Raw genomic sequence first — 15,282 nt, 5'->3', positions numbered from 1 at the left:
CTCCTATCTGTTGTCCGCCAGGATCATCGCAGCTGCCTTTTCGGCGATCATGATCGTCGGCGAATTGGTATTGCCCGACGTGATGGCCGGCATCACGGAGGCGTCTGCAATACGGAGCTTCGCCAACGCCCGGAACCTGAGGCGAGGATCGACGACACTTTCGCGATCGGAACCCATCCGGCATGTTCCGACAGGGTGGAAAATCGTCGTGCCAATATCCCCGGCTGCCTGCGCCAGTTCCGCGTCCCTTTGGTAATTCGGGCCAGGCCTGAACTCCTCGGGCCGGAACCGCGCAAAGGACGGCTGCGCGACGATCTTCCGCGTCATGCGTATCGCGCGAATAGCGATGTCGCGATCTCGTTCGGTCGAGAGATAGTTCGGACTGATCGTCGGCTGGAGAGCAAAATCCGGGCTCGCCACATGGACCGAACCGCGACTTTCGGGTCTGAGGTTACAGACGCTCGCGGTGATGGCAGGGAATGGGTGAACTGGATCGCCGAACTTGTCGAGCGACACCGGCTGTACATGGTATTGAAGGTCCGGTGTCTCCTTGTCGGGGCCGGAGCGGGTGAAGATGCCAAGCTGGCTTGGCGCCATTGCCATCGGCCCTGAACGTCTGATCAGATATTCCAGGCCGATCTGAGCCTTGCCGATGAACCTTGTTGCCTTCTCGTTCAGCGTCGCAACGCCGGTGACCTTGTAGACCATACGAAGCTGCAGGTGGTCCTGGAGGTTCTCGCCGATGCCTTTTACCTCGGCAATGACCTCCACGCCCGCGCGTTTCAGCACCTCTCCTTGGCCCAGACCAGACAGCTCCAGGATGTGTGGCGAACCGATTGCGCCCGCCGCGAGGATCGTTTCCCTCGTCGCGTAGGCGCGCTTGGTAGTGCCCGCATGCTGATAATCGACGCCCGTGACAGCGCCCTCCTCGATCAGCAGCCGGCGCGCCTGCGCCTTCGTCAGAACCGTCAGATTGCCTCGCCGCATGGCCGGGCGCAGGAAGGCCTTGGTCGTATTCCAGCGAATGCCGGACCGCTGGTTGACGTCGAAGTAGCCTGATCCCTCGTTGTCGCCGGTGTTGAAGTCGGGCGTTTCCGGAATGCCGGCCTCCCTGGCGGCGGCCTGGAACGCATCGAGTACCGCCCAGCGAACGCGGGCTTTTTCCACCCGCCACTCGCCGCCTGTTCCATGCATCTCGGTCTCGCCGCGATAGTAGTCCTCCGATTTGCGGAAGAACGGAAGCACGTCGTCCCAGCCCCAGCCCGAGCATCCCATCTGCCGCCAGAGATCATAGTCGCGTGCCTGGCCGCGCATGTAGATCATGCCGTTTATCGAGGATGAGCCGCCGAGCACCTTGCCGCGCGGATAATTGAGGGCGCGCCCGTTCAATCCCTGCTGCGGAACCGTCGTGAAGCACCAATCGGTGCGCGGGTTGTTGATGCAATAGAGATAGCCGACAGGAATATGGATCCAGTGGTAATTGTCGCTGCCACCGGCCTCCAGCAGCAGAACGCGCGTGTTGTGATCCTCGGACAGCCGGTTGGCGAGAACGCAGCCGGCGCTGCCGGCACCAATGATGATGTAGTCGAAGCGATCCATGCAAATGCCACCCCGCAGGTTAGCGGCGGTAGACGAAGCCGAGCTTCCGACCGAGACGCGACGCATAAAACTCGCCGATGATGCCGCGGCGGAAGATCAGCACGCAAACCATGAACACCACACCTGTGATGATCGTCACCGGGAATTCCGATGTTGCAAGGTAGTTTTCCAGCGTGACGACAAGGCCCGCGCCAAACAGCGGACCGATCAGGGTACCAATACCGCCAAGCAGGGTCATCAGGATCACCTCGCCAGACATCTGCCAGGCGACATCGGTCAAGGTCGCGAACTGGAAGACGAGGGATTTTACTGCCCCGGCCAGGCCCGCGAGTGCCGCCGACATAACGAAGGCGCCCAGCTTGTAGCGCGCGACGGAATAACCGAGCGATATCGCCCGCTGCTCGTTCTCGCGGATCGATTTCAGGATCATGCCGAACGGCGAATTGATGAAGCGCCAGATAATCAGGATGCCGACGACGAAAACGGCCAGCACGAAATAATACATGTTGGTCGAACTACTGAGATCGAGGACGCCGAACAGATGACCGCGCGGCACGGACTGGATACCGTCCTCGCCATGCGTGAACGCCGCTTGCAGGCAGAAGAAGAAGAACATTTGCGAGAGGGCAAGCGTAATCATCGCGAAATAAATACCCTGACGGCGGATCGCGAAGAAACCCATGACCAGGCCGAGGATGGCAGCACCTGCGACGCCGACCAGGATGCCGAGTTCCGGCGAAAACCCCCATTCCTTCACGGCATGGGCGGTAAAATAGGCCGCCCCGCCGAAGAAGGTCGCATGACCGAACGACAGCAGGCCGGTATAGCCGAGCAGCAGGTTGAAGGCGCAGGCAAACAGCGCAAAGCACAAGAGCTTCATCAGGAAAATCGGGTAGAAGAAGAACGGCGCCAATAGCAGGAGCAGCAGGCCGATGATCAGGAATGCCGCCTGTACCGATAGCGCGGTGCGGCTTTTTTCCGGACGGATGGTTTCGGTGATCTCTGTCATCGTCATGCATCCCGGCCGAAGAGGCCCGCGGGCCTGATGAGAAGAACGATTGCCATGATGACGAAGATCACGATGTTGGACGCCTCGGGATAGAAGACCTTGGTCAGGCCTTCCGCGATGCCGAGTACATAACCGGTGATGATCGCGCCCATGATCGAGCCCATGCCACCAACCACGACGACGGCGAACACGACGATGATCATGCTGGAGCCCATCAACGGCGACACTTGATAGATCGGCGCGGCCAGTACACCCGCAAAGGCTGCAAGACCGGCTCCAAGTGCGTAGGTCAATGTCAGGAGAACCGGCACGTTGACGCCGAATGCCTGGACGAGCGTTGCATTCTCGGTGGCGGCCCTGAGATAGGCGCCGAGCTTTGTCTTCTCGATCAGGAGCCAGGTGCCGAGGCAGACCACAAGCGACACGACGACCACCCAGCCGCGATAGATCGGCAGGAACATGAAGCCGAGATTGACGGCGCCGGCGAGGGCAGCGGGTTGCGCGTAGGGTTGGCCGGATGAGCCGTAGAGGTAACGGAAGGTGCCTTCGACCGTCAGGGCCAGACCGAATGTGAAGAGCAGCCCGTAGAGTGGGTCCAGATCATAGAGCCGACGGAGGAACAAGCGTTCGATCACCGCGCCGGCCAATCCGACGATCACGGGGGCAAGGATCAGCGATGGCCAGTAACCAATGCCGGCATAGGCAAGCAGAAGATAGGCGGCGAAGGCGCCGAGCATGTATTGCGCGCCGTGCGCGAAATTGATGACGCGCAACAGGCCGAAGATGATGGCGAGCCCGAGGCTCAAGAGCGCGTAGAAAGAGCCGTTGATCAGACCGATCAGCAACTGGCCCATGAACGCCTGCAGGGGAATGCCGAAGATCATTGTCATTCAGATCACACTCCCAGGACCTTGTGCAGCGTATCCATCCGCTGGGGCAACTCGCCCACCGGGAACTCCGAAACCATCTGCCCGTGATCCATAAGATAGAAGCGATCGGCGATCCGGCTAGCGAAACGGAAATTCTGCTCGACAAGCAGGATCGTCATGCCCCGCTCCTTCAATTGCCTCAGCACTTCGCCGATGCGCTGGACGATGACGGGCGCCAGCCCCTCCGTGGGTTCGTCGAGCAAGAGCATGCGAACACCGGTGCGCAAAATGCGGGCGATTGCCAGCATTTGCTGTTCACCGCCCGACAGCTTCGTGCCCGCACTGTTGCGGCGCTCGTAAAGATTTGGAAACAGCTCGTAGATCTCCTCGACCGTCATCCCGCCCGAGGCAACGACTGGCGGCAGCATCAGATTCTCGGACACCGTCAACGTCGAGAATATGCCGCGCTCCTCCGGCACGAAGCCGATACCGCGATGCGCCGTCTTGTGTAACGGCACCTGCATCATGTCCTTACCTGCGAATGTCAGCTTGCCCTTGCGGGTGCGGACGATGCCGGTGATGGTGCGCAGCGTCGTCGTCTTTCCGACGCCGTTGCGGCCAAGAATGGTGACTGTCTCACCCTCGCCGACCCGCATGTCGACACCGTGCAGGATGTGGCTTTCGCCGTACCAGGCGTTGAGCCCCTGGACGTCCAGAAGTGTCGCCATCAGCCCTCCTCCGAGCCCATGTAGGCCTGGCGAACCCGCTCATCGGCGCTGACGGTCGCATAGTCGCCTTCGGCAAGGATTTCGCCACGCTGCAGCACGGTCACATGCTGGCAGATGTTGGCGACGACGGACAGATTGTGCTCGACCATCAGGACGGCGCGGTCGCGCGCCACCTCGCGGATCAGAGCGGAGACGACGCCGACATCCTCGTGCCCCATGCCGGCCATCGGTTCGTCGAGAAGGAGCACTCTTGGATCAAGTGCCAAGGTCGTTGCGATCTCAAGGACACGCTTGCGGCCATAGGAAAGATCGGCAGCGATGGCGTCGCGCTCCTTGAAGAGGCCGACCTTCGCAAGCAGCTGTTCGGCGCGATCGTTCAATGCGTCGAGTGCTGATAGTGGGCGCCAGAATTGCGTTGACAGCTTGTTGGGCCGTTGCAGCGCCACCCGCACATTGTCGAGAACGCTGAGATGTGGAAACACGGCCGAGATCTGGAATGATCGCACCAACCCCATGCGCGCCACCTTGTCGGGTGCCGTTCTGGTGATATCAGTCCCCATCAGCGTGATGGTGCCCGATGTCGGCTGCAGGAACTTCGTCAGCAGGTTGAACACCGTCGTCTTTCCCGCGCCGTTGGGGCCGATCAGGGCATGCACGCTCGCGTCATGGACGTCGAGGTCAACATTCTTGACGGCAGTGAAGCCGCCGAAGTCACGACGCAGGCCGCGAGCGGAAAGGACCACCCGCGGCATAGAGTTCGATTGGGTCGCGGAAACCGCCATCGCCTAGTTCACCAGGGCGCAGCCGCTCTTGGCGGGATCGATATAGGCTTCCTTGCCCGGGATGGTCGCGAGAACGTTGAAGTAGTCCCACGGTTCCTTGCTGTCGGCCGGCTTCTTGACCTGCAGCAGGTACATGTCGTGGATCATGCGGCCATTCGGGCCGACGGTGCCACCGCGAGCAAAGACGTCGTCGACGGGCAGTTCGTGCAGCTGCTTGGCAACGGCCTCGGTGTCGTCGGTGCCGGCCTTGTCGATCGCCTTGAGATACTGGAGCACGGCCGAATAGGTACCGGCGTGGATCATGTTCGGCATCTTGCCGGTGCGGGCGAAGAACTTCTTGCCGAATTCGCGGCTCTTGTCGTCGAGGTTCCAGTAATAGCCTTCCGTCAGCGTCAGGCCTTGCGCTGCCTCGAGCCCCAGGCCGTGAACTTCGGCCAGCGTGAAGAGCAGTGCCGCCAGATGCTGGCCACCCTGAGTGATGCCGAACTCGGCAGCCTGCTTGATGGCGTTGGACGTATCAAGGCCGGCATTGGCAAGGCCGATCACCTTGGCGCCGGAGGATTGTGCCTGCAGCAGGAAGGACGAGAAATCCTGGTTCGACAGGGGATGGCGGACAGAACCGACGACCTTGCCGCCGGCGGACTTGACGAAATCGCTCGTCTGCTGCTCCAGGGAGTAGCCGAACGCGTAGTCGGCCGTCAGGAAGAACCAGCTGTCGCCGCCTTGCTTGACAAGCGCACCGCCAGTGCCGACGGCAAGCGCATGCGTGTCATAGGCCCAGTGGAAGCCGTAGGGGGAACAGGCCTTCCCGGTGAGATCCGTGGTCGCGGCCCCGGTGACGATGTTGATCTTCTTCTTTTCCTTCCCGATCGCCTGAACCGCGAGCGCCACTGACGAGGTGGTCAATTCCATGATCGCGTCCACTTGCTCCGTGTCGTACCACTGGCGGGCAATGTTGGAGGCGATGTCAGGCTTGTTCTGGTGGTCGGCGTCGACAATCTCCACCGGCACGCCAAGCACCTTGCCGCCGAAATCCTCGACCGCCATCTTGGCCGCCTCGACGGAGGACTTGCCGCCGAAATCAGCGTAGACGCCGGACTGGTCGTTCAGGATGCCGATCTTCACCTTGCCGTCGGATGCACCATCGGCGAGCACGGCAGTGCTGCTTGCAAGCAGGAATGCCAGCGACGCAATGAGATTCTTTCGCATATGTCTCTCCTCCCAGAGATTGGCCAGAATGCGGATCTGTTCAAATTTGGCCAGCCGCCCTCCTCAAGGCGGCCAGCGCATGCCCCACGATCACGGAATTGCACCAATCAGGCAAGGCCGCTTTACAACTAATTCCAAACAGTATCTGTTCGTTTTTGAACAGAACTATTGGTCTGTCGCGGTTCCCCAATGAATGCAGATCGTTAGGGCGCTTTCGTTGGAACCTAGGGCGGACGACGACGAGGTGCAGGCCGGGGCGCATTAGACGAAAGACCAATATCGAACGGCTGGATGATGCAAGCGCCGATTTGGGGGATCCGAATGAACAATCCGCCGCAATTTACATGGGATGACCTGCAGTTCTTTCTCGCGGTTGCCCGCACCGGACAGCTGTCGACTGCGGCGCGGCAATTGCGCACCAGCCACGCCACCGTGTCGCGCCGCATCGACCGGCTGGAGTTCGCGCTCAAGGTCAAGCTCTTCGAACGCAACCCTCGCGGCTATGTGATGACGGCGATGGGCGCCCGCTTCGTCGAAACCGCCGAGAAGATGGAGCAGGAGACCGAACGGTTGCGCGCCGACCTCACCGACGGCGCAACGACCCAACGCGGCGTGGTACGCCTCAGTGCGCCCGAGGGCTTCTCCAATTTCTTCTTCGCGCGTGTGTTGCCGCAGTTCGTCGCCCGGCATCCGAATTTGTCGCTCGAACTTGTGACGATCCAGCAGATCATGTCGCTGTCGCGCAAGGAGGCCGATATCACCGTCGTTCTCGATGAGCCGAAGGGCGGACCGTATTTCTCCGACAAGCTCACCGACTACCACCTTCAGGTCTATGGCTCGCGGGACTATCTGCACCGAAGCGCGCCTATCACCTGCCGCGACGACCTCCTGGGGCACCCGTTCATCAGCTACATAGAGGAAATGATCTTCGCCCCTGGCCTCGACTATCTTGGCGACGTGCATCCGCGCATCAAGCCGCAGTTCCAGAGCTCGAGCATCTTTGCGCAGCTGACGGCGACCAGAAACGGTCTTGGGCTTTGCGTGCTTCCCTATTTCTTCGCAAGTCGCTACCCCGAACTCGAGCGGGTTCTGCCTGAAGAGGTCGATCTCAGGCGGCACTACTGGATCACCTGCCATCGCGATCTTCGCCAGTCGCCGCGGGTGCGTGCGGTCATCGACTTCCTGCGCGAGGCGGTGACCGGCGAGGATGTCAGGTTCATTCCGCCCTGGGTGAAGCGATAAGGCGTCACCCAGCAGTGTTCTTGGCGAGTTGACCCATTCGACGGCCGGGTCTATGCCCGAAGGATGTTGGTGCCAGCAGGTAAATGAGGAGAAGTGACCATGCAGCATACCCGCGAGATCTTTGATTGGGCCGATCCGTTTCGCCTTGTCGAGCAGCTCACCGACGAGGAGCGCATGGTGCAGGAGACGGCGCAGGCTTATGCACAGGACAAGCTGGCGCCGCGCGTGCTCGAAGCCTTCCGTCACGAGAAGACCGATCCGGAGATCTTTCGCGAAATGGGCGAACTCGGACTGCTCGGGCCGACGATCGCGCCGGAATATGGTGGCGCCGGCCTGGGCTACGTCGCTTACGGTCTGATTGCCCGCGAGGTCGAGCGCGTCGACAGCGGCTACCGCTCGATGATGAGCGTGCAGTCGTCCCTCGTCATGGTGCCGATCGACGCCTTCGGCTCCGAGGCGCAGAAGCAGAAGTACCTGCCGAAGCTTGCGACCGGCGAGTGGATCGGCTGCTTTGGCCTCACCGAACCCAACCACGGCTCAGATCCGGGCTCGATGGTGACGCGGGCGAAAAAGGTTGATGGCGGCTACAGCCTGACCGGCGCCAAGACCTGGATTTCCAATGCCCCGATCGCCGACGTATTTGTCGTCTGGGCCAAGACCGAAGACGGCGTCATACGCGGCTTCATCCTCGAGAAGGGCTGGAAGGGCCTGTCGGCGCCGGCGATCCACGGCAAGGTCGGCCTGCGCGCCTCGATCACCGGTGAGGTGGTGATGGATGAGGTGTTCGTACCCGAGGAGAACCTGCTGCCCAACGTCTCCGGCCTCAAGGGCCCGTTCACCTGCCTGAACTCGGCTCGCTTCGGCATTGCCTGGGGGGCGCTCGGCGCTGCCGAGGACTGCTATGCCAGGGCACGTCAATATGTGCTCGACCGCAAGCAGTTCGGCCGGCCGCTGGCTGCCAACCAGCTCATCCAGAAGAAGCTCGCCGACATGGTGACCGAAATCGCGCTCGGCCTGCAGGGCTGCATCCGGCTCGGCCGCATGAAGGAGGACGGGCACCCGCCCGTGGAACTGACCTCCATCGTCAAGCGCAATTCCTGTGGCAAGGCCCTCGACATCGCAAGGCTGGCGCGCGACATGCTCGGCGGCAATGGCATTTCCGACGAGTTCGGCATTGCCCGCCATCTCGTCAACCTCGAGGTGGTCAACACCTATGAGGGGACCCACGACGTCCACGCCCTTATCCTCGGCCGCGCCGTCACGGGCATTGCCGCCTTCGCCAATTGAAACACGTAAACCATCGCGCAAATTGAAACCTGCGCGACAATGTGCAAGCTTCCCATGACCGCGTTTAGATTGTGCGCGGCATGGGGGATTGCACATGTTTTTGCTTCTTGCATTTCTGATTGGAATTATCGCGGGTCTCAGGGCCATGACGGCGCCTGCCGCCGTTGCCTGGGCCGCTGCTCTCGGCTGGCTTGACGTTTCGCAGACGCCGCTTGCCTTCATGGGATACCGTTGGGCCCCATGGGTGTTCACCCTGCTCGCTGTGGTCGAGCTGATCACCGACCAGCTGCCCTCGACCCCGTCCCGTAAGGTTCCGATGCAATTTGCCGCCCGCTTGATCATGGGCGGGCTGGCGGGCGCCACGATCGGTGTTACCGGCGTCTCACTCATTGGCGGACTGATTGCGGGCGTCGTTGGCGCAGCGATTGGCACGTTCGGTGGAGCGGCGGCTCGTGGTAAACTCGCCGCCGCCTTCGGCAAGGATACACCGGCAGCGCTGATCGAGGATGCGGTTGCGATCATCGGCGCGCTCATCATCGTGGGAGCAGTGTGATGCCTAGTTTCGACGCCATCGTCATCGGGGCCGGCCAATCCGGTCCCTTCCTCGCCGCGCGCATGGTCGCGAAGGGCATGAAGGTGGCGTTGATCGAACGCAAGTTCCTGGGCGGCACCTGTGTCAATGCCGGCTGCATGCCCACCAAGACGCTGGTGGCAAGTGCCCGTGCCGCCCACATGGCGCGGCGCGGCGCGGACTTCGGCGTGGTGCTTCCAGGTGGCGTGGGTATCGACATGACTGTCGTGCGCAAGCGTGCCGAAACCGTGACGATGAACGCCCGCAACGGCCTGATCAACTGGTTCGCCGGAATGGACGGCATGACCGTCATCTATGGGCATGCCCGCTTCGAGGACGCCCATAGCGTGACCGTCAACGGCGAGATCCTGACGGCCCCAAAGATCTTCCTGAATGTCGGCGCGCGGCCGACCATTCCCGATATGCCCGGGATTGGCGGCATAGACTACCTGACAAGCACCTCGATCATCCATCTCGACCGTCTTCCAAGGCACCTTGCTGTCATCGGCGGCAGCTATATCGGGCTTGAGTTCGCGCAGATGTATCGCCGGTTCGGGGCTGAGGTGACGGTGATCGAGCGCGGGCCGAAGCTTGCTTCGCGTGAGGATGCCGACATTTCAGACGCGATCGCTGACATCCTGCGCTCGGAAGACATTGCCGTACACACGGATGCCGACGGGATCGGATTTGCCAAGACGGCCAACGGCATCAGCGTCAGCATCGGCAATGGTCAGCCGGCCATTGAGGCGAGCCACGTGCTGGTTGCCACCGGGCGCACGCCGAACACCGACGACCTCGGTCTTGACAAGGCAGGCGTCGCCACCGACCGGCGCGGTTACATCACCGTTGACGACAAGCTTGCCACCAATGTCGAGGGGATCTTCGCGCTCGGCGATTGCAATGGCCGAGGCGCCTTCACCCACACATCCTACAATGACTTCGAGATCGCTGCCGCGAACCTACTCGACGGCGAGGATCGCAAGGTCAGCGATCGCATTCCTGCTTATGCGCTCTATATCGACCCGCCGCTCGGCCGCGTCGGGATGACAGAGAAGGAAGCACGGGCGTCGGGCCGCACCATCATGATCTCCACACGGCCGATGAGCCGTGTCGGCCGCGCCAACGAGCGCGCCGAGACCAAGGGCTTCATGAAGGTGATCGCCGATGCCGAAACGCAGCAGATCCTGGGTGCTGCAATCCTCGGGATCGAAGGTGACGAGGCGATCCACGGTTTCATCGACGCGATGAATGCCAAGGCGCCCTATCCGGTGCTGAAATGGGCGGTGCCGATCCATCCAACCGTGTCAGAACTCATTCCGACATTGCTCGGGGATCTGAAGGCGGTCTAGCAAATCGCCGCGGCGGCCGGTCTGGAGTGAGAGCCGCAATCCATGATCTCTCGCCCACTCGAAATCTTCGGTTACGTCGTCGCGGAGGGTTATTGGAGTGAGGTGCGCCACTCGATATCCCTCATGACCACAGTGGGCGCACGCCCAGCAATGCGGGCAACGCCGTCCCCTGCCCGTGATCGCTTCAGGCCGCCGCGACCAGATGCCGATCGCCGATGTCCGTCAGCTGATTGTAGACCGGCTGGTATCCGAGCGGCCGGATCGGGCTTTTGATCTCGCGCGCCGCTGCGTCATAAAGCCGGCGCTCTCGGCGTGGATCCGGAACCGGCACCGCGCTGAGCAGCTGGCGCGTATAGCTGTGCCGCGGGTTTTCGAAGATCTGCCGGCGGGTTCCCACTTCCACGAACTGGCCCATATACATCACCGCGACGCGGTGACTGATCTGTTCGACCACGGCCATGTCGTGGGAGATGAACAGATAGGCGATGCCGGTCTCGTTCTGGATATCCTGCAGTAGATCAAGAACCTGCGCCTGGATCGACACGTCGAGCGCCGAGACGCTTTCGTCCGCGATGATGACCTTCGGTGACAGTGACAAGGCGCGCGCGATCGAGATGCGCTGGCGCTGGCCGCCTGAAAATTCGTGCGGATAGCGATTGATCTGATCCGGCGACAGACCAACCCGGCGGAACAAGTACTCCACCCGGTCCTTGAGCTCGGAGCCCTTGGCAAGGCCATGGATTACCAATGGCTCGGCCACGAGATCGCCAACGCGATAGCGCGGATCGAGCGAGGCATAGGGATCCTGGAACACCATCTGCACGTCGCGGAGGATCGGCTTCATCGCCCGGCGACCGAGTCCGCTCGTCTCCTGTTGCGCAACCCGGATCGAGCCTGTCCACGGGATCAGGTTCATCAGCGCCTTGCCGGTCGTCGACTTGCCGCAGCCGCTTTCACCGACCAGCGAGAGTGTCTCGCCCTTCGCGATCTCGAAGCTCAGGCCCTCGACCGCATGGACGCGGCTCACCGGACGCTGGAGAATACCGCCCTTGATGTCGAAGCGGACGGTGAGATCCCTCACCTCGACCAGCGCCCCGTCGGTCCGTGCAGCAGCCCCCGTGGCGGCAGAAGCGGGCACCGCTGGGATCGGCTTTGCACGCTTCGGCGTGTCGATGCCGTGCATTTCCCCGAGCGTTGGAACCGCCTCGAGCAGCATCTGCGTGTAGGGCGCGCGCGGTTTTTCGAAGATATCGTGCACGGTGCCGTATTCCACGGCTTTGCCATTCTTCATCACCAGGACATGGTCGGCCATTTCCGCGACGACGCCCATGTCGTGGGTGATCATGATCACCGCCGTTCCATGCTCCCTCTGCAGGTGGCGGATCAGGCTCAGGATTTGCGCCTGCACGGTTACGTCAAGCGCCGTGGTCGGTTCGTCGGCGATCAGGATATCGGGGCCTTGCGACAGCGCGATCGCGATCATCACACGTTGACGCATGCCGCCTGAAAGTTCGTGCGGGTATTGGCTTAACCGCCGTGCCGCGTCTGAAATCTGCACTTGTTCGAGAAGCCGCAGGGCCTCGGCCATGGCTTCGGCATGGCTCATCGGCCGTTGCGCCGTGATCGCTTCGACGAGCTGGCGCCCGATCGTCAGCACCGGATTGAGCGAGGTCATCGGCTCCTGGAAGATCATTCCGATTTCCTTGCCGCGTAGCTTGCGCAGTCCCTCGTCGTCGAGCGCGAAGACATCACGGCCCTTGAACAGCGCCAGGCCGGAAGCGACCCGTGCCATCGGCTTCGGCAGCAGCTGGATCAGCGACAGTGCCGTCATCGACTTGCCGGAACCGCTTTCGCCGGCGATGCACAGCGTTTCGCCGCGCATGAGATCGAAACTCAGGCCGTCGACGACGGTCTTCGCGCCCAAGGGGGTCGCCACCTGTGTCACGAGATCGCGAACAGAAAGTAGCGGTTCTGAGGATGTCTTTTGCGTCGTCGTCATGGCTTGCGATCAATAAGGGTGAAAGAAGCGGAGCCGCGTTTGAAACGCGGCTCCGCATGGCTTATTCGAACACGATCCGCGGGAAGTAGAACGACACGACCCAGTTCGGCATGTCGACGATTTCGCTGATGCGCAGGTCGCCGCAGACCGAGCAGAGCATATAGGCGTCGTCGGCGGAGAGGTTGTAAAGCTTGCCGAGCAGATCGACCATGTTGGAAACGGCGGCCTTGGCCCCATCCATCAGGTCCGCTCCGATCCCGGTCGTCACCTCGTAGCCCTTGGCGTCGAGATGACGGGTCACCGGGCCGGGCGTGGTGAAGCGCGGCATGGACAGCTTGGCGCCCTTGACGAGATCCAGCGTCACCGTGAGGTTCATCTGGCTTTCGATCGCCGTGCCGCAAACCTCGCCATCGCCCTGTGCAGCGTGCGTGTCGCCGATCGAAAACAGGCCGCCAGCGACTTCAACCGGCAGGTAAAGCACAGAGCCGGAGGAAAGGTCCCGAATGTCGAGGTTGCCCCCCACCCGCCGCGGCGGAACAACCGAATGACGCCCTTCTTCCGCCAGCGCCAGCCCGATCGTGCCGGCGAACGGTTTCAACGGCACGCGGCCGTTCTTGCCGAACATAGCCGGCTCCATGCTGACGGGATCGTATTTCCATACCGTCAGGGCCGGGCTGGTGAACTGATCCGCCAGAAGTCCGAAACCCGGAATGATCCCCGTCCAGCCGAAGCCGGAAGGCTCGAACTCGTGGATGGTGATCTTGACCGCGTCCCCGGGCTCGGCCCCGTCGATATAAACGGGACCGGTGACCGGATTGACCTTCGAGAAATCCAGCGTCGCGACATCGGCCGCGGTGCTGTTGGCATTGAAGTGCCCGCTGCCGCTATCCATGCATTCGAAGCGGATCGTCGAGCCCGGCGCGACTTTCTCGACGGGCGGGATCGAACGATCCCACCCGAAGTGATGATGCGCGCCGTGGATGGTGTAGTTACAGTTATTGCACATCTTTGGCGTAAACCTGCTCGTAGTTGATGGGGATGTGGACCGGATCGACGAAAATCGCGTCCGGACCACCGAGCCGCTCGGAGCGGATGGTGAATCGCTGCTCGTTGAAGACTGGCGCCCACGGGGCATCCTTCATGATGTCGAGGAAGATCGACCGCCAGGCTTCCTCGCGCTCAGCCTTCTTGGCCGGATCGGTGATCGAATCGGCCGCGGTTGCGCGCTCTTCCAGTGCCTTGTTGCAGTAGTAGGACCAGTTCCAACCACCCTTGACCGCGCCCGAGCAGCCGAGGATCGGGCCGTAGAAGTTGGACGGATCCGGGAAGTCGGCGATCCAGGCCATGCCGCCCGACCAGACCATCGGCGCCTGGTCCGGCTCACCGCCGGCGGCAATGACATTGGCCTGGGCCAGCGACTTGATTTCAGCCTTGATGCCGATGGCGGCGAGATCCTGTTGGATCGCCTGGGCGATGCGAGGCTGCGGGTCGGTGTTGTAGACGTAGAGTTCGGTTTCGAATCCGTCCGCCAGACCGGCTTCTGCCAAAAGCTTCTTGGCGCCCTCCACGTCGTACTTGTAGCCTTCGTAGTCCTTGGCGAAGCCCGGCATGGTCGGCGGCAGAGGCTGGTTCGCCGGAACGGCGCGGCCGTTGATGATGCGGATGATGCGATCCTTGTTGATCGCCATGTTGACGGCCTGACGCACCTTGACGTTGTCGAAGGGCTTTATCGTCGTCTTCATGGTGACGTAGCCGGTGTGCAGCTGACCGCCCTCGACAATCAGCTTGGCGTAGGTCGGGTCGTTCTTCACCTCGAGGAATTTCGCCGGCGGAATGCCGTCGCCGGCGACGTCGACCTCGCCTTTCTGCAGGCGCAGAAGCGCCACAACCGGCTCCTGGCCAACCTCAAAAGTGATCTGGTCGAGCTTCGGAAGGCCAGCGTTCCAGTAATCCTTGTTGCGCTCGAACACGAGCTTCTGGCCGAGCGTCCACTCGCCCAGCTTGAACGCGCCCGTACCGACCGGATGCTTGCCGAAATCGGCGCCCCATTTTTCGACTTCTTCCTTCGGGACGACAAAGGAGAAGTTGATCGCCATGACGTGCAGGAAGGTGGCGTCCGGACGGGTCAGTTCGAACTTGACCGTGTAGGGATCAACGACAGTGACGCCCTCCAGCGACTTGGCCGAACCGTCGGCCATCTTGTCGAAGCCCTTGATCGAGCCAAAGAAGCCGGCGCCGGGGCTCTGGGTCGCCGGGTTTGTGACGCGGTCCAGCGAGTATTTCACGTCCTCGGCAGTCATTTCGCGGCCGTTGTGGAACTTCACGCCCTTGCGCAGCTTGAAGGTGAAGGTCTTGCCGTCGTCGGAGATGGTGTAGTCCTCGGCGAGATCTTTCCGAAGTGTGGAAGTGCCGGGTTCGTAGTCCATGAGACCGTCGAACAGGCTCTTGATCATCGACCAGTTCTGCCAGTCATAGCCGATGGCCGGATCGAGCGTCGACACGTCGTCCTTGTAGGTCACGACCATCTGGCCGCCCTGCTTGATGTCATCGGCGTGTACCGCCGTCATGCCCGCTGCGGCAATGGCAAAGAACGCCACGCCTGCAAGAAGTGTCCTACGCATTTGCAATTCTCCTCTGG

The 15,282-nt window shown here is 61.7% G+C and carries 13 protein-coding genes; 4 read left to right on the top strand and 9 right to left on the bottom strand.

Annotated features, from left to right (window positions below):
- Window positions 1–3 precede the first annotated feature (3 nt).
- The 6 genes from IB248_RS01325 to IB248_RS01300 are packed head-to-tail and all read right to left on the bottom strand — an operon-like array spanning window position 4 to window position 6,196.
- On the bottom strand, window positions 4–1,599 hold the full coding sequence (locus IB248_RS01325; RefSeq protein WP_192240089.1) for a GMC family oxidoreductase N-terminal domain-containing protein: 1,596 nt from the start codon (window positions 1,597–1,599) through the stop codon (window positions 4–6).
- 19 nt (window positions 1,600–1,618) lie between these two features.
- Window positions 1,619–2,608: a branched-chain amino acid ABC transporter permease gene (locus IB248_RS01320; RefSeq protein ID WP_169680004.1), complete on the bottom strand. Its 990-nt coding sequence runs from the start codon at window positions 2,606–2,608 to the stop codon at window positions 1,619–1,621.
- 2 nt (window positions 2,609–2,610) lie between these two features.
- Window positions 2,611–3,498 carry a branched-chain amino acid ABC transporter permease gene (locus IB248_RS01315; RefSeq protein ID WP_025658351.1) on the bottom strand — a complete coding sequence of 296 codons (888 nt, stop codon included), beginning with the start codon at window positions 3,496–3,498 and terminating at the stop codon, window positions 2,611–2,613.
- Between the two features lie 5 nt (window positions 3,499–3,503).
- The gene (locus IB248_RS01310) at window positions 3,504–4,205 is read right to left on the bottom strand and encodes an ABC transporter ATP-binding protein (protein ID WP_169680007.1); all 702 of its coding nucleotides are present in this window, start codon (window positions 4,203–4,205) and stop codon (window positions 3,504–3,506) included.
- Window positions 4,205–4,987 carry an ABC transporter ATP-binding protein gene (locus IB248_RS01305; RefSeq protein ID WP_192240088.1) on the bottom strand — a complete coding sequence of 261 codons (783 nt, stop codon included), beginning with the start codon at window positions 4,985–4,987 and terminating at the stop codon, window positions 4,205–4,207. Before IB248_RS01305 ends, IB248_RS01310 begins: the two co-directional genes overlap by 1 nt.
- Before the next feature lie 3 nt (window positions 4,988–4,990).
- Window positions 4,991–6,196: an ABC transporter substrate-binding protein gene (locus IB248_RS01300; protein WP_169680011.1), complete on the bottom strand. Its 1,206-nt coding sequence runs from the start codon at window positions 6,194–6,196 to the stop codon at window positions 4,991–4,993.
- A gap of 321 nt (window positions 6,197–6,517) precedes the next feature.
- On the opposite strand from IB248_RS01300, the gene IB248_RS01295 reads away from it, so the two are divergent.
- The 4 genes from IB248_RS01295 to IB248_RS01280 all read left to right on the top strand — a co-directional run bounded on the left by IB248_RS01295 (window position 6,518) and on the right by IB248_RS01280 (window position 10,645).
- Window positions 6,518–7,438 (top strand): LysR family transcriptional regulator, encoded by a 921-nt coding sequence (locus IB248_RS01295; protein WP_113113108.1) that lies wholly within the window; start codon window positions 6,518–6,520, stop codon window positions 7,436–7,438.
- A 99-nt stretch (window positions 7,439–7,537) separates the two neighbouring features.
- Window positions 7,538–8,725 (top strand): acyl-CoA dehydrogenase, encoded by a 1,188-nt coding sequence (locus IB248_RS01290; protein ID WP_192240087.1) that lies wholly within the window; start codon window positions 7,538–7,540, stop codon window positions 8,723–8,725.
- Between the two features lie 94 nt (window positions 8,726–8,819).
- Window positions 8,820–9,278: a DUF4126 domain-containing protein gene (locus IB248_RS01285; protein ID WP_192240086.1), complete on the top strand. Its 459-nt coding sequence runs from the start codon at window positions 8,820–8,822 to the stop codon at window positions 9,276–9,278.
- Complete coding sequence (locus IB248_RS01280; RefSeq protein WP_192240085.1) at window positions 9,278–10,645, top strand: FAD-containing oxidoreductase; 1,368 nt, start codon at window positions 9,278–9,280, stop codon at window positions 10,643–10,645. The genes IB248_RS01285 and IB248_RS01280 overlap by 1 nt, the downstream gene beginning before the upstream one ends.
- A gap of 184 nt (window positions 10,646–10,829) precedes the next feature.
- Here IB248_RS01280 and IB248_RS01275 read toward each other — a convergent pair whose 3' ends face one another.
- The 3 genes from IB248_RS01275 to IB248_RS01265 form a co-directional block, all read right to left on the bottom strand.
- Window positions 10,830–12,644, bottom strand: coding sequence for an ABC transporter ATP-binding protein (locus IB248_RS01275; RefSeq protein ID WP_192240084.1), 1,815 nt, complete (start codon window positions 12,642–12,644; stop codon window positions 10,830–10,832).
- Window positions 12,645–12,705: 61 nt separating this feature from the next.
- Window positions 12,706–13,650, bottom strand: coding sequence for an acetamidase/formamidase family protein (locus IB248_RS01270; protein WP_025658344.1), 945 nt, complete (start codon window positions 13,648–13,650; stop codon window positions 12,706–12,708).
- The gene (locus IB248_RS01265; protein WP_192240083.1) at window positions 13,640–15,265 is read right to left on the bottom strand and encodes an ABC transporter substrate-binding protein; all 1,626 of its coding nucleotides are present in this window, start codon (window positions 15,263–15,265) and stop codon (window positions 13,640–13,642) included. The genes IB248_RS01270 and IB248_RS01265 overlap by 11 nt, the downstream gene beginning before the upstream one ends.
- Window positions 15,266–15,282: the final 17 nt, after the last annotated feature.

This window comes from Rhizobium sp. RHZ01, from assembly GCF_014851595.1.
Lineage (GTDB): Bacteria > Pseudomonadota > Alphaproteobacteria > Rhizobiales > Rhizobiaceae > Rhizobium > Rhizobium altiplani.
The sequence above is the reverse complement of the archived record's forward strand: the minus strand, read 5'-3'. Positions and strand labels throughout refer to the sequence as shown.

Excerpts from the sequence above, each read along its gene's own strand:
- IB248_RS01305 (WP_192240088.1), bottom strand. The coding sequence starts at position 4,987 with ATGGCGGTTTCCGCGACCCAATCGAACTCTATGCCGCGGGTGGTCCTT.
- IB248_RS01270 (WP_025658344.1), bottom strand. The coding sequence starts at position 13,650 with ATGTGCAATAACTGTAACTACACCATCCACGGCGCGCATCATCACTTC.
- IB248_RS01300 (WP_169680011.1), bottom strand. The coding sequence starts at position 6,196 with ATGCGAAAGAATCTCATTGCGTCGCTGGCATTCCTGCTTGCAAGCAGC.
- IB248_RS01285 (WP_192240086.1), top strand. The coding sequence starts at position 8,820 with ATGTTTTTGCTTCTTGCATTTCTGATTGGAATTATCGCGGGTCTCAGG.
- IB248_RS01290 (WP_192240087.1), top strand. The coding sequence starts at position 7,538 with ATGCAGCATACCCGCGAGATCTTTGATTGGGCCGATCCGTTTCGCCTT.
- IB248_RS01265 (WP_192240083.1), bottom strand. The coding sequence starts at position 15,265 with ATGCGTAGGACACTTCTTGCAGGCGTGGCGTTCTTTGCCATTGCCGCA.
- IB248_RS01325 (WP_192240089.1), bottom strand. The coding sequence starts at position 1,599 with ATGGATCGCTTCGACTACATCATCATTGGTGCCGGCAGCGCCGGCTGC.
- IB248_RS01295 (WP_113113108.1), top strand. The coding sequence starts at position 6,518 with ATGAACAATCCGCCGCAATTTACATGGGATGACCTGCAGTTCTTTCTC.
- IB248_RS01315 (WP_025658351.1), bottom strand. The coding sequence starts at position 3,498 with ATGACAATGATCTTCGGCATTCCCCTGCAGGCGTTCATGGGCCAGTTG.
- IB248_RS01310 (WP_169680007.1), bottom strand. The coding sequence starts at position 4,205 with ATGGCGACACTTCTGGACGTCCAGGGGCTCAACGCCTGGTACGGCGAA.
- IB248_RS01280 (WP_192240085.1), top strand. The coding sequence starts at position 9,278 with ATGCCTAGTTTCGACGCCATCGTCATCGGGGCCGGCCAATCCGGTCCC.
- IB248_RS01320 (WP_169680004.1), bottom strand. The coding sequence starts at position 2,608 with ATGACAGAGATCACCGAAACCATCCGTCCGGAAAAAAGCCGCACCGCG.
- IB248_RS01275 (WP_192240084.1), bottom strand. The coding sequence starts at position 12,644 with ATGACGACGACGCAAAAGACATCCTCAGAACCGCTACTTTCTGTTCGC.